Source organism: Acinetobacter nosocomialis (assembly GCF_041021905.1).
Classification (GTDB): Bacteria; Pseudomonadota; Gammaproteobacteria; order Pseudomonadales; family Moraxellaceae; genus Acinetobacter; species Acinetobacter nosocomialis.
In genome coordinates, this window is sequence record NZ_CP157432.1 from 912,580 (window position 1) to 925,449 (window position 12,870).

General features: G+C 39.0%; 12 protein-coding genes. 8 read left to right on the forward strand and 4 right to left on the reverse strand.

What is annotated here, in order from left to right; all coding sequences use genetic code 11:
- Positions 1 to 270 precede the first annotated feature (270 nt).
- The 4 genes from ABLC00_RS04350 to ABLC00_RS04365 all read right to left on the reverse strand — a co-directional run bounded on the left by ABLC00_RS04350 (position 271) and on the right by ABLC00_RS04365 (position 3,654).
- The gene (locus tag ABLC00_RS04350) at positions 271 to 831 is read right to left on the reverse strand and encodes a hypothetical protein (protein ID WP_033846632.1); all 561 of its coding nucleotides are present in this window, start codon (positions 829 to 831) and stop codon (positions 271 to 273) included.
- Positions 832 to 921: 90 nt separating this feature from the next.
- Positions 922 to 1,782: a pirin family protein gene (locus tag ABLC00_RS04355; protein ID WP_033846633.1), complete on the reverse strand. Its 861-nt coding sequence runs from the start codon at positions 1,780 to 1,782 to the stop codon at positions 922 to 924.
- 171 nt (positions 1,783 to 1,953) lie between these two features.
- Positions 1,954 to 2,406 (reverse strand): protoporphyrinogen oxidase HemJ, encoded by a 453-nt coding sequence (gene hemJ / locus ABLC00_RS04360; protein ID WP_002050435.1) that lies wholly within the window; start codon positions 2,404 to 2,406, stop codon positions 1,954 to 1,956.
- Between the two features lie 18 nt (positions 2,407 to 2,424).
- Positions 2,425 to 3,654, reverse strand: coding sequence for a beta-ketoacyl-ACP synthase II (locus ABLC00_RS04365; protein ID WP_002050356.1), 1,230 nt, complete (start codon positions 3,652 to 3,654; stop codon positions 2,425 to 2,427).
- 296 nt (positions 3,655 to 3,950) lie between these two features.
- On the opposite strand from ABLC00_RS04365, the gene ABLC00_RS04370 reads away from it, so the two are divergent.
- The 8 genes from ABLC00_RS04370 (at position 3,951) to rimI (ending at position 12,837) form a co-directional block, all read left to right on the forward strand.
- Positions 3,951 to 5,267, forward strand: coding sequence for an EcsC family protein (locus ABLC00_RS04370; RefSeq protein ID WP_348941242.1), 1,317 nt, complete (start codon positions 3,951 to 3,953; stop codon positions 5,265 to 5,267).
- A 200-nt stretch (positions 5,268 to 5,467) separates the two neighbouring features.
- Positions 5,468 to 5,842: a 30S ribosomal protein S12 gene (gene rpsL / locus ABLC00_RS04375; RefSeq protein ID WP_002050319.1), complete on the forward strand. Its 375-nt coding sequence runs from the start codon at positions 5,468 to 5,470 to the stop codon at positions 5,840 to 5,842.
- Positions 5,843 to 6,001: 159 nt separating this feature from the next.
- A complete protein-coding gene (gene rpsG, locus ABLC00_RS04380; protein WP_001138055.1) occupies positions 6,002 to 6,472 on the forward strand; it encodes a 30S ribosomal protein S7 in 471 nt (156 codons plus the stop codon).
- A 178-nt stretch (positions 6,473 to 6,650) separates the two neighbouring features.
- Complete coding sequence (gene fusA / locus ABLC00_RS04385; RefSeq protein ID WP_002050327.1) at positions 6,651 to 8,789, forward strand: elongation factor G; 2,139 nt, start codon at positions 6,651 to 6,653, stop codon at positions 8,787 to 8,789.
- A gap of 94 nt (positions 8,790 to 8,883) precedes the next feature.
- A complete protein-coding gene (gene tuf, locus ABLC00_RS04390) occupies positions 8,884 to 10,074 on the forward strand; it encodes an elongation factor Tu (RefSeq protein WP_002157016.1) in 1,191 nt (396 codons plus the stop codon).
- 202 nt (positions 10,075 to 10,276) lie between these two features.
- The gene (locus tag ABLC00_RS04395; protein WP_348941220.1) at positions 10,277 to 11,158 is read left to right on the forward strand and encodes a metal-dependent hydrolase; all 882 of its coding nucleotides are present in this window, start codon (positions 10,277 to 10,279) and stop codon (positions 11,156 to 11,158) included.
- Between the two features lie 239 nt (positions 11,159 to 11,397).
- Positions 11,398 to 12,273, forward strand: a complete 876-nt coding sequence (locus tag ABLC00_RS04400) for a metal-dependent hydrolase (protein WP_002052039.1) — start codon at positions 11,398 to 11,400, stop codon at positions 12,271 to 12,273.
- A 108-nt stretch (positions 12,274 to 12,381) separates the two neighbouring features.
- Positions 12,382 to 12,837, forward strand: a complete 456-nt coding sequence (gene rimI / locus ABLC00_RS04405) for a ribosomal protein S18-alanine N-acetyltransferase (protein ID WP_033846635.1) — start codon at positions 12,382 to 12,384, stop codon at positions 12,835 to 12,837.
- Positions 12,838 to 12,870: the final 33 nt, after the last annotated feature.

Genomic DNA, 12,870 nt, shown 5'->3' on the forward strand with positions numbered 1-12,870 from the left:
AATGTCAAGATCAATAATATATACCAATCACATATTTTCTGCGTAAAAATAACGAGATTTTCTGTATACAATAGAAACAAGCTTCATTATTTTTATTGTTTGTATACTGCCTTAACACTCCAAATTTTGGAATAAGTTTTTATACTTATTTTCAATAATTTGACATTAATAAACTCAGATCTCAACTTTATTTTCATATTTTTTTGTTTATAAATTTTCTACCAGTAAGTTAGCAAAAAAGTTACGTTGAAGACGATCTTGATTATTTAGTTACAAATCAAAGTGAGGTGAACAAATAATATTTGGTAGCTTACCTGAACAGATATCTCTAGCAATTTCTCCTTGCTGCTCAATATTGTAAGAGCTAAAAGCTTTCTGAGGATGGTAAGTGTATTTATATGGGTTGTAATATTTAAAACTCAGATAGTAGGCCGTTTGTAGTAAGGCGCCTTTTAGTAGTACATGAATACCTCGTTGGTATTGCATGACATGAGCCAACTCATGAATAAAAATGCCTTGTATGAATTTAGACTCTAGCGCGTAATTACTACTGTAGTCAGAAAGATTGACATAAATATTTCCATTTGGAGCCATCAAAATTCCATGGGCTTGCCAAGGTAAGTAACGAGTAGCAATAATTTTAGGGCGGTCACAATCTAAAAAATCTCCAAAAACCTTTTGCGCTAAAGCTTTTTCTTCTGGTGTAAGAAATCGAATTGGATAGCTTTTTAAGTGACGAAAAATAAAAAGGGTGAAAATAATAAATTGCCGATATATGAGAAGTTTAAAAGCGTTGAGAGTGAACATAGTTTTGCTAGTAAATAAGTTCATCTGTTAATTTGTAGCATAACATACATCAACTATGTTGAAAGACAGACGCAAATAACTGTGATTTGTTTCGCATGCGGTAGTTAGGCTGTTTTACTTGGCAAATCTTCCATTTTTAATATCATCATAGGCTTGTAAAATCTCATCATAAGTATTCATTACAAATGGACCATGACCATTAATCGGTTCTGTAATGGGTTGTCCTGTCAAAATAAGTAACTTACAACTTTGTAAAGCCGTAATAGAGAAATGCTCTCCTTGGTTTGACATCACTGCTAAACCTTGTTCCTCTAGGACTTCTTCATCTTTTTGAAATTGTACTCGGCCTGAACGTAAATAAACTAATGTTGTTTCGCCAGATTGAGCAGGGAAAATGGCTTGCTGACCTGCGCGGAGCTCTACATCCAAAACAGTAATAGGGGTGTGGGTAAGCGCGGGTCCTATAACATGATTAAACCGCCCGGCAATAATACGTACAAATCCAGCCTCATTTTCCAGTTTTACCACTGGTATTTCAGCTTTCTTTAAACTTTGATAGCGTGGAGAATTCATTTTATCTGCTGCTGGTAAATTGACCCAAAGCTGGATCATTTCAAAAGCACCGCCAGATTTAGAAAATTCTTCACTAAACAATTCCCGATGAATTACACCAGCGCCTGCTGTCATCCATTGCACATCGCCAGCACTTATAGACCCACCTCCGCCAGATGAATCTTTGTGTTCCAATTCACCTGCATAAACAAATGTTACCGTTTCGAACCCACGATGGGGGTGCTCATTGACTCCTCTACGTTTTATAGACGGTGCAATTTTTCCGGGGCCTAAATGGTCGAGTAGTAAAAAGGGGGAGAGTGTATTACCTAACTCATGGTAGGAAAAAACAGAAAGAACTGGATAAAAATCGCCGACTGCAAAACGAGTATCGTTACGATGAATAAAAGCCAGACTTTTCATGCTTTATCCTTACTGTTTATTGAATTTATAAAAAAGATGAGGTGTTTTTATAAGAATGTATCAAGATTGCTGTAAAAGTCTTTTGCTCGGAAAAATAAATTATGAATAGGTTAAGCCAGTGAAATGAATAAAAGAATTCAGTTAAAAATCTTAGATAATAAAAAACCCCAGTTAAAACTGAGGTTTTACGACAACTAAAATCACAACAGCAAATAAAATTAAGGTTGGCATTTCATTGAAAAAACGCCAGAACTTATGTGATTTATAGTGAGCATTTCCAATAAGCTTTTTGCGATAGTAACCACAAACTAAATGATAAATCACTAATAAAGCCACTAATCCAACTTTTAAATAGAACCATGTGGCTTCATGGTAATGTCGAGTTGCATCGCCCCAGTCTACGAGAAAATGGGCGGTAATTAATGTGGCAATCATAGATGGCCACATAATACCTCGATACAACTTACGTTCCATCACTTCAAAGCGTTGATGACTTGCCGCATCCTCACTCATTGCATGGTAAACATAAAGACGTGGTAAGTAGAACAAAGCAGCGAACCAACAAACCACAGCAATAATATGTAATGCTTTTACCCACAAAAAAGCATCAGAAGGTGCATCCATCGTTAATCCTAGGTGGGATTATGCATCCCACTTCTTGAAAATTAGGCAAGCGTTTACACCGCCAAAGCCAAAACTGTTACTCATTACAGTATTCAATTTTGCATCACGTTTTTCAAGCACAATATCAAAACCTTCAGTGCCATCATCAAGCTCAGTCACGTTAATGTTTGGAGCAATAAAGTCATTTTGAAGCATTAATACAGAGTAAATTGCTTCATGAACACCAGCAGCACCCAAGCTATGACCAGTCATAGATTTAGTTGAGCTTAAAGGTGGAACTTTACCTTCACCAAAAGCACGTTCCATTGCTTTAAGTTCAGTAACATCACCAGCTGGTGTAGAAGTACCATGGGTATTTACATAGTCAATTTTTTCTACGCCGTGTTGTTTTGCTTCTTCAAGAGCCATCAAGATACAACGAGTCGCACCTTCACCGCTTGGAGCAACCATGTCTGCACCGTCACTGTTCGCAGCATAAGCAACAACTTCAGCAAGAATTTTTGCACCACGTGCTTGAGCATGTTCAAGAGATTCAAGAACAACGAAACCGCCACCACCAGCAATAACGAAACCGTCACGGTCTTTTGAATATGGACGAGATGCTGTTTCAGGTGTGTCGTTGTATTTAGAACATAAAGCACCCATAGCATCAAACAATAAGCTTTGAGACCAGTGATCTTCTTCACCACCACCAGCAAGCATAAGGTCTTGTTTACCAAGTTGAATAAGGTTATATGCATAACCAATTGCATCTGCAGAAGTTGCACAAGCACTTGCGATTGAGTGAGCAATACCTTGAAGTTTAAATGCAACACCCACGTTTGCAGTAATTGTGTTTGTCATGTTACGTGGCACGAAGAAAGGACCAACTTTACGAGCACCTTTAGTTTCTAAAAGCTCAGTCATTTCTACAACAGAAGCAGTTGAACCACCACCTGAACCGCCAGCAATACCATAACGTGGATTATCTGCTAAATCTTCTGCTTTTAAGCCAGCATGTTCAACAGCGGCAACAGCAGAGTTATAAGCGTACATTGCACATACGCCCATGAATCGTTTTAATTTACGATCAATATTGTCAAAATCTTGTTCTGCAGCAGCGCTGACATGACTCTTAAAATTGAGTTCAGCATAAGTTGGGTTAAAACGTGTCCCGGAGATTCCATTTTGAAGTGAGTGAGTAACTGCTTCTAAAGAGTTACCGATACATGAGTTAATACCCATACCAGTGATTACAACACGTTTCATCTACAGGTCCCTTTATGGTGATATTTAAAGTCTATGAACATGAGCAGCTATTAAATGATAGGAGAATATAGCTGTAAGAACATTAGACATATGTTTTCGTTGTTACCATGATAGCAGAAAGGTTTTTTATTTCTTATGGCAAATCTTTATGTCAATTTTGCATTTAAAAAAAATAACCAAATACACAGTATGTTGCATTTAGGGTTAACTAAAATACACACATTCAAGTTGAGATAAATCCACATTCCACCTAGTATTTATCTCTAATTAGATAAATTAAAAAATCGAGGTACTGGATGACAAAATTTAATAATAATCAATCTGACAATTTGTTTTCTCAGGTCTTCGGAGTGGCTAAAAAGCTCAGTTCTACTGTTTTAAACATCTTGCAGCAAAGCCAAATAGGTGAGGTTAGTAAGTTGGCTGAGCCACTTGCAAGTGGTAAAACAGTAGAAGGTAATGCTAGAAGTAAAAGTCCGTTTGAAGTGGAACAGTATGAAAGTCCACAACAAATGTTACGTGAACATTTACCTAAAGTTACGCGTCAGGTGTTTGGTCGTCATTTTAGAAAGGTCAATGGTATTGCGACATTTATTTCGCCTGACTGGAATGAAAAAATATCGAGCTATTTATTTGATTGGCTAAATGACTTTAGTTCAAAAAGTACGCTGACTGAAAAAATCTTAGAAGAGGCGGGTGCTAAAGACCTATTTGAGCTGACAAAAGATACTTCACGTTCACAACGTTTAAGTCAGGCTTTAATTGAACAAAATAAACTAATCGCAAGTATTCAAGGTGCAATTACGGGTGTATCGGGTATGGTCGGTGCAGCCGTAGATATTCCTGTTTCTTTAGTATTGGTTTTAAGAACAATTTATCAAACAGGACGATCACACGGTTTTGATTTGACTGAAGCCACTGATCAAGATGTCGTTGAATTTATTTTTAAAGAAGTTGATATTAGTCTGATTGCAGAGAAGCAGACAGTGCTTTTAGCACTTAAAGCTTTACGTAATATGTTAGAGACACAAGATATTCAACAGTTTCAGCAAGTACTTGGGTCTTCAAATGATATTGAGACTTTAAAAAGCTGGTTAGTCGATGAAAATGGTGAGTTCAAATGGAGCTGGTTAAATAAAGTTCCTCAACTTGCTGCGGTTGGCAAGTTTACTCCAGTTGCTGGTGCAGTACTTAGTGCTGTTTATAGCTGGAAGTTACAAGAAGACGTAGGCCATAAAGCACAAGCTATTTTTGGTGCAGCACGACATTATTTAAATGAACACCCAAGTGAGCATTTGTCACCATTACAAGCTTACTATGCTGCAGTAACTCTTATTCAAAAGGCAAGTCCGCGTCTTTTAAATGTTGGAGAAAATGGCAGTGTTCATGCAACACAACATCATAAAATTGAAAATCATGATGTAATTTCAAAAGTATCTGTTGTGGTCAAATCTAATACTTCTGAAAAAAGTGAAGAAAAAGTGCAAGAAAATGTTCATAACGGTATCGAGCAGCTTGCAGAAAAACATGTGGTTGAGCATGAACACAGTGAACAAAAACCAGCATTAGAAATTGAAAATGATGAGGTTGTAGAGGATCAAAAGTACTCTTAACAATACAATTACAAAGACAGGGTTTGAAAATTAAGTTTCAGCCTTATTTAAATTTGTAAATCATCCTGTCAAACATTGATATGGTCAACATTTGGTAAGTATTGCCATGTTGACCATTTTTGCATCTTGGCTTACAATTATGTGCCCTTAAAAAGAGGTATTTTCTTTTTAAGGTTTTTTAATAACGGGAGAATTGCCATATGGCAACAACGAATCAGTTGATCCGTAAGGGTCGTACGACTTTGGTTGAAAAATCCAAAGTTCCTGCGTTGAAGGCTTGTCCACAACGTCGTGGTGTTTGTACACGTGTTTATACAACTACACCAAAAAAACCTAACTCAGCTATGCGTAAGGTTTGCCGTGTTCGCTTAACTTCAGGTTTTGAAGTATCTAGCTACATCGGTGGTGAAGGTCATAACTTACAAGAGCACAGTGTTGTTCTTATCCGTGGTGGTCGTGTTAAAGACTTACCAGGTGTACGTTACCATACCGTTCGTGGTTCTTTAGACTGTGCCGGCGTTAAAGATCGTAATCAATCACGTTCTAAATACGGTACTAAGCGTCCTAAGAAGTAATTCTAGGAAACTAGTCCAAAAGCCCTTTAGCGTTTCGCTTGTTTGAATTCTTCATAGATTTGTAATTCAAGCGACGTATAGTAAGGCCAGCGTCGTGTACATGACACTTGTACAAACTGCTGGATTATCCTGAAGTGTCATATTATTAGGTGTATTAAAATGCCAAGACGTCGCGTAGTCGCTGCTCGTGAGATCCTTCCAGATCCAAAATTTAGCAGCCAAACAATCGCTAAATTCATGAACCACGTAATGCAAGATGGTAAAAAATCTATTGCTGAAAGTATCGTTTACGGTGCTTTAGAACGCGTTCAAGAAAAAAACAAAGTAGACCCAGTTGAATTTTTCGAGACTACTCTTGAGAAAGTTCGTCCTATGGTCGAAGTAAAAGCACGCCGTGTTGGTGGTGCTACTTATCAAGTACCTATGGAAGTACGCCCATCCCGTCGTACTGCCTTAGCAATGCGTTGGTTAGTAGATGCTGCTGCTAAGCGTTCTGAAAAAACTATGGCTTTACGTCTTGCTGGCGAGTTGCTTGATGCAGCTGAAGGCAAAGGTGCCGCGATCAAAAAACGTGAAGACGTGCATCGTATGGCAGAAGCTAACAAAGCCTTCTCTCACTACCGTTTCTAAGCGGATAAAACAGTCCCTAATCAGGAGAATACTCATGCATACAGTAGCTAGATTCAACATTGCTCTCTACCAAAGTGGGGGCTTTGCGGGTATTTAAGTTGCCCCGTTTGAGTATTCGTGCGCATCAATTTAATTGATGCGCCCTGTTTTAAAGATAACATTTAGGAATGTAGACATCATGGCTCGCCAAACCCCAATTACTCGTTACCGTAACATCGGTATCTCTGCGCACATTGACGCAGGTAAAACAACTACAACTGAACGTATTTTGTTCTACACAGGTGTATCTCACAAAATTGGTGAAGTACACGACGGTGCAGCAACAATGGACTGGATGGAACAAGAGCAAGAGCGTGGTATTACAATTACCTCTGCTGCTACAACTTGTTTCTGGTCTGGTATGGCTAACCAATTCCAACAACACCGTATCAACGTAATTGATACACCGGGACACGTAGACTTCACAATTGAAGTTGAACGTTCTATGCGTGTTCTTGACGGTGCGTGCATGGTTTACTGTGCAGTTGGTGGTGTACAGCCTCAGTCTGAAACTGTATGGCGTCAAGCAAACAAATATAAAGTGCCTCGTTTAGCATTCGTGAACAAGATGGACCGTACTGGTGCAAACTTCTTCCGTGTTGTTGAACAAATGAAAACACGTTTGGGCGGTAACCCTGTGCCAATCGTTGTGCCAATCGGTGCTGAAGACACATTCCAAGGTGTTGTTGACCTTATCGAAATGAAGGCAATCATCTGGGATGAAGCTTCTCAAGGTATGAAGTTTGAATACGGTGATATTCCTGCTGACCTAGTTGATACTGCTCAAGAATGGCGTACTAACATGGTTGAAGCAGCTGCTGAAGCTTCTGAAGAATTAATGGACAAGTACCTAGAAGAAGGTGATCTTTCTAAAGAAGACATCATTGCTGGTTTACGTGCTCGTACATTAGCTTCTGAAATTCAAGTAATGCTTTGTGGTTCTGCGTTCAAAAACAAAGGTGTTCAACGTATGTTGGACGCTGTAATTGAATTCTTACCATCACCTACAGAAGTTAAAGCGATCGAAGGTATCCTTGACGATAAAGACGAAACTAAAGCGTCTCGTGAAGCATCTGACGAAGCTCCGTTCTCTGCACTTGCGTTCAAAATCATGAACGACAAATTCGTAGGTAACTTAACATTCGTACGTGTTTACTCTGGTGTTCTTAAACAAGGTGATCCGGTTTATAACCCAGTTAAAGCTAAGCGTGAACGTATCGGTCGTATCGTGCAAATGCACGCGAACGAGCGTCAAGATCTTGATGAAATCCGTGCAGGTGATATCGCAGCGTGTGTAGGTCTTAAAGACGTTACAACTGGTGATACATTATGTGATGAGAAAAACATCATTACTCTTGAGCGTATGGAATTCCCAGAGCCAGTAATTTCATTGGCTGTAGAACCAAAAACTAAAGCAGACCAAGAAAAAATGTCTATCGCTTTAGGCCGTTTGGCGAAAGAAGATCCATCGTTCCGTGTTCGTACTGATGAAGAATCTGGTCAAACAATTATTGCTGGTATGGGTGAGCTTCACCTTGACATCATCGTTGACCGTATGAAGCGTGAATTCGGTGTTGAAGCGAATATCGGTAAACCAATGGTTGCTTATCGTGAAACGATTAAGAAAACTGTTGAGCAAGAAGGTAAATTCGTACGTCAAACAGGTGGTAAAGGTAAGTTCGGTCACGTATATGTTCGTTTAGAACCGCTTGACGTTGAAACTGCTGGTAAAGAATACGAATTCGCTGAAGAAGTTGTTGGTGGTGTAGTACCTAAAGAATTCTTCGGTGCAGTTGATAAAGGTATTCAAGAACGTATGAAGAATGGTGTCTTGGCTGGTTACCCAGTTGTAGGCGTTAAAGCTGTTCTTTTCGACGGTTCTTACCACGATGTCGACTCTGACGAATTATCGTTCAAAATGGCTGGTTCTTATGCCTTCCGTGATGGTTTCATGAAAGCGGATCCTATCCTTCTTGAACCTATCATGAAAGTTGAAGTAGAAACTCCAGAAGACTACATGGGCGATATCATGGGTGACTTAAACCGTCGTCGTGGTATGGTTCAAGGTATGGACGATCTTCCTGGTGGAACAAAAGCAATTAAAGCAGAAGTTCCTCTTGCTGAGATGTTTGGTTACGCGACTCAAATGCGTTCTATGTCTCAAGGTCGTGCGACTTACTCAATGGAATTTGCTAAATATGCTGAAACTCCACGTAACGTGGCTGAAGGCATCATTGCTAAATTCCAAGCTGGCGGTAAAAAAGGTGACGACGAGTAATCTTTCGATTACTATAAGCCCTAACTAATTCTTAGTTGAAAACCAAGTGCTCATGGGGTGACCCTCCATGAGTAGTTAATAAAGGAAGATCATCATGGCTAAAGCCAAGTTTGAACGTAATAAACCACACGTAAACGTGGGTACAATCGGTCACGTTGACCATGGTAAAACAACTTTAACTGCTGCGATTGCAACTATTTGTGCAAAAACTTACGGCGGTGAAGCGAAAGATTACTCGCAAATCGACTCAGCACCTGAAGAAAAAGCACGTGGTATTACAATTAATACTTCACACGTAGAATACGATTCTCCAATTCGTCACTACGCACACGTTGACTGCCCGGGCCACGCCGATTACGTTAAAAACATGATCACTGGTGCTGCTCAGATGGACGGCGCGATCCTTGTATGTGCTGCGACTGACGGTCCAATGCCACAAACTCGTGAACACATCCTTCTTTCTCGTCAGGTTGGTGTACCTTACATCATCGTATTCTTAAACAAATGCGACCTTGTTGACGACGAAGAATTACTTGAATTAGTAGAAATGGAAGTTCGTGAACTTCTTTCTACTTACGACTTCCCAGGTGATGACACTCCAGTAATCCGTGGTTCAGCTCTTGCTGCTCTTAACGGTGAAGCAGGTCCTTACGGTGAAGAATCAGTTCTTGCTCTTGTAGCAGCTCTTGACTCTTACATCCCAGAACCAGAACGTGCTATCGACAAAGCATTCTTAATGCCAATCGAAGACGTATTCTCAATTTCTGGTCGTGGTACAGTAGTAACAGGCCGTGTAGAATCTGGTATCGTTAAAGTTGGTGAAGAAGTAGAGATCGTTGGTATTAAAGATACAGTTAAAACAACTGTAACTGGCGTAGAAATGTTCCGTAAACTTCTTGACGAAGGCCGTGCAGGCGAGAACTGTGGTGTATTACTTCGTGGTACTAAACGTGAAGACGTACAACGTGGTCAAGTACTTGCTAAACCAGGTACAATCAAGCCGCACACTAAATTCGACGCAGAAGTATACGTACTTTCTAAAGAAGAAGGTGGTCGTCACACTCCATTCTTAAATGGTTACCGTCCACAGTTCTACTTCCGTACAACTGACGTAACTGGTGCGATCCAGTTGAAAGAAGGCGTTGAAATGGTAATGCCAGGTGACAACGTTGAAATGTCAGTAGAATTAATCCACCCAATCGCAATGGACCCAGGTCTACGTTTTGCGATCCGTGAAGGTGGTCGTACTGTAGGTGCTGGTGTTGTTGCGAAAGTAACTGCATAATCACTTTTCAGTGAAAAAGCGCTCCTTTTGGGGCGCTTTTTTTATGTTTAATTGTTCGACAATTCAATAGAAAGCTGGCCTTAACTGATACTTCAATGTCCCTATTTGCACTTAAGCCTTTTTATTAACTTTGTATGATAAGAATCAAGAAAACGAACAATAAAGTTTAAGTAACTACGGTTACTAGCAAGGAGCTTTCACTATGAACGCTAAAGTAAATATTACGAATCGTGCCGGAGCAAGCTTTCCTGTACGTCGTATGAACTTTGACTTTAATGATGTACCAGAATACTGGATGAATGGTTCTGCTGGCCTTACACATTTTATGACAGCATTATCAGCACTATTTCCTGCTGGTGAAAAGTTCTTTATTGATAGTGTACGTGCGGTGCGTTATCACCCAGCGATTAAAAACAATGAAGAGCTACAAAAAGAAATTAGTGCTTTCATTGGTCAAGAGGCTATGCATACTCAAGAACATGTGAACTTTAATGCATCTGCACAAAAGTTCGGTCATGATGTAGAGTCGTTGGAAAAATTTACTGATACAGCTATTCAGACTGCCCGTAAAACTTTTGCAAAGATCGTAAAACCATTTGGTATGACGCAAGAAATGGTAGATTTAACTGCGACTACGGCTCTTGAGCATTTTACTGCAACGATTGCATCTCAGCTTTTAGTTAATACTCATATTCAAGAGCTTATGACAGACAAAACAATGTCAACTATGTGGTATTGGCACGCAATAGAAGAAAATGAATATAAAGCCGTAGCTTTTGATGTATACGAAGGCGTATTTGGCAAAGGTGTTAAAGCTTATGCATTACGTACAAGTTCACTTGTATTTGCGATGGCGCTTATTTTCGCAATTCAATCTTCGTTTGTACTCCGTCTTTTAAGAGAAGATAAAAAATTAAACTTAGATGAATTGTCTGTGATTTATAAATATGGTTATAGCCCGTCGAAAGGCATTATTACGGCTATGGCTAAAGAGATGTTGGCTTATTTTAAACCAGGCTTTCATCCTAATGATTTAGATACAGTTAGCCTATTAAAATCATGGAAAGCCAAACTTGGACTTTAAATTAAAAATAAAGTGAAAAGGACTGTTAGCAGTCCTTTTTTATTGTCTTGAAACCACTGCTCGTTTTTAAAATTGATATATGTTCATTTTGCTCCAGAAAGGGGCTAGTGATGACCTCATCTGATAATTTGCTGTCCTCATCTGCACTTAAATAGCGCTTTCAAAGGCGTATTATTATAAATATTAAGAAAATAAATAAGGATATAAGTGAATTGATGGTTCACTTAAAGGAGTCTGACATGAATGCTAAAGTAAATATTTCTAATCGTGCTGGAGCAAGTTTCCCTGTACGTCGTATGGACTTTGAATTTGCTCAAGTCCCACGTTATTGGGCAAATTACGATGCAGGATTAACTCACTTTATGACAGCATTATCGGCTCTTTTTCCTGAAGGCGAGCAGTTCTTTGTAAATAGTACACGTGCAGTACGAAATGATCCAAAGCTTGCTGACCCGGCTCTTCAAAAAGAAATAAGTGCTTTTATTGGTCAAGAAGCTATGCATTCTAAAGAACATTTAGCATTTAACGCTTCTGCGCAAGCGTATGGATATGATGTTCGCAAAATGGAAAAGCAAACAGGTACAGTTATTAAAATGGGTACAGCAGTTGTAACCAAGTTAATGAAACCTTTTGGCTATACTAAAGAAATGATTGATTTGACAGGTACTTGTGCTTTAGAACATTTTACATCGACGATTGCCGCTGAACTTTTACAAAATCCTGAAATTCAAGCCATGTTCCAAGATGACACCATGTATCACTTATGGATGTGGCACGCAGTAGAAGAAAATGAACATAAAGCTGTTGCGTTTGATGTGTATACAAGTATGTATGGGCAAGGGCCAAAAGCTTATTTTATGCGCTCAACCGCTTTAATTATTGCGATGGCATTAATCTTCGCTACACAATCTTATTTTACTGCTAAGTTACTTAAGACTGATGACAAGCTAACTTGGAAAGATACGAAGTACATGCTCAAGTTTATGTATGGTCGTAAAGGTTTTATGACCCGTCAAATTCCTGAGTTACTTGATTTCTTAAGACCAAAATTCCATCCAAATGATTCAGATACGACAGCTTTATTGGCCACTTGGCGTGAAAAGTTAGGGCTTTAAAAAACTGTCCGGAAAAAGAGCAATTTAATTGCTCTTTTTTTTACTCGTTTTTTCTATTTAAGTTTCTATAATACGTTTACTTTGAAATCTAAAAATGTGCTGAAACTCATGATCCGTACTATGCAAGCCTCCGATATTGATAGTGTTGCCCAAATTGAGAAGCTTGTTCAAACACATCCATGGTCTAGGCAGCAATTTGTAGAGTCTGTGAACTCTTATCAGTGTACGGTAATTGAGTTAAATAATAAGGTCGTCGGTTTTTGTATTTTACAATCTGTGTTAGATGAAGCGAACTTATTGCTTATGGCAATTGATCCTCAAATGCAAGGTAAAGGTTTAGGATATCAATTGTTGGAAACCTCGATTGAGCGGTTAGAAAATCAACCTGTACAAATTTTTCTAGAGGTTCGTGAAAGTAATAAAGCAGCCATTGGTTTATACGAAAAAACAGGTTTTCATCAAATTGATGTGCGTCGCAATTATTACCCAACTCAAGAGGGTGGGCGTGAAAATGCCGTTATTATGGTAAAAAGCTGTACCGACGATTTTGCGTCTTTATTCTAAAATGACTGTCTTGTTGTTTTAACAACAAGACAA

Coding starts and splice junctions, on each gene's coding strand:
- ABLC00_RS04350 (WP_033846632.1), bottom strand. CDS start 831: ATGAACTTATTTACTAGCAAAACTATGTTCACTCTCAACGCTTTTAAA.
- ABLC00_RS04355 (WP_033846633.1), bottom strand. CDS start 1,782: ATGAAAAGTCTGGCTTTTATTCATCGTAACGATACTCGTTTTGCAGTC.
- hemJ (WP_002050435.1), bottom strand. CDS start 2,406: ATGGATGCACCTTCTGATGCTTTTTTGTGGGTAAAAGCATTACATATT.
- ABLC00_RS04365 (WP_002050356.1), bottom strand. CDS start 3,654: ATGAAACGTGTTGTAATCACTGGTATGGGTATTAACTCATGTATCGGT.
- ABLC00_RS04370 (WP_348941242.1), top strand. CDS start 3,951: ATGACAAAATTTAATAATAATCAATCTGACAATTTGTTTTCTCAGGTC.
- rpsL (WP_002050319.1), top strand. CDS start 5,468: ATGGCAACAACGAATCAGTTGATCCGTAAGGGTCGTACGACTTTGGTT.
- rpsG (WP_001138055.1), top strand. CDS start 6,002: ATGCCAAGACGTCGCGTAGTCGCTGCTCGTGAGATCCTTCCAGATCCA.
- fusA (WP_002050327.1), top strand. CDS start 6,651: ATGGCTCGCCAAACCCCAATTACTCGTTACCGTAACATCGGTATCTCT.
- tuf (WP_002157016.1), top strand. CDS start 8,884: ATGGCTAAAGCCAAGTTTGAACGTAATAAACCACACGTAAACGTGGGT.
- ABLC00_RS04395 (WP_348941220.1), top strand. CDS start 10,277: ATGAACGCTAAAGTAAATATTACGAATCGTGCCGGAGCAAGCTTTCCT.
- ABLC00_RS04400 (WP_002052039.1), top strand. CDS start 11,398: ATGAATGCTAAAGTAAATATTTCTAATCGTGCTGGAGCAAGTTTCCCT.
- rimI (WP_033846635.1), top strand. CDS start 12,382: ATGATCCGTACTATGCAAGCCTCCGATATTGATAGTGTTGCCCAAATT.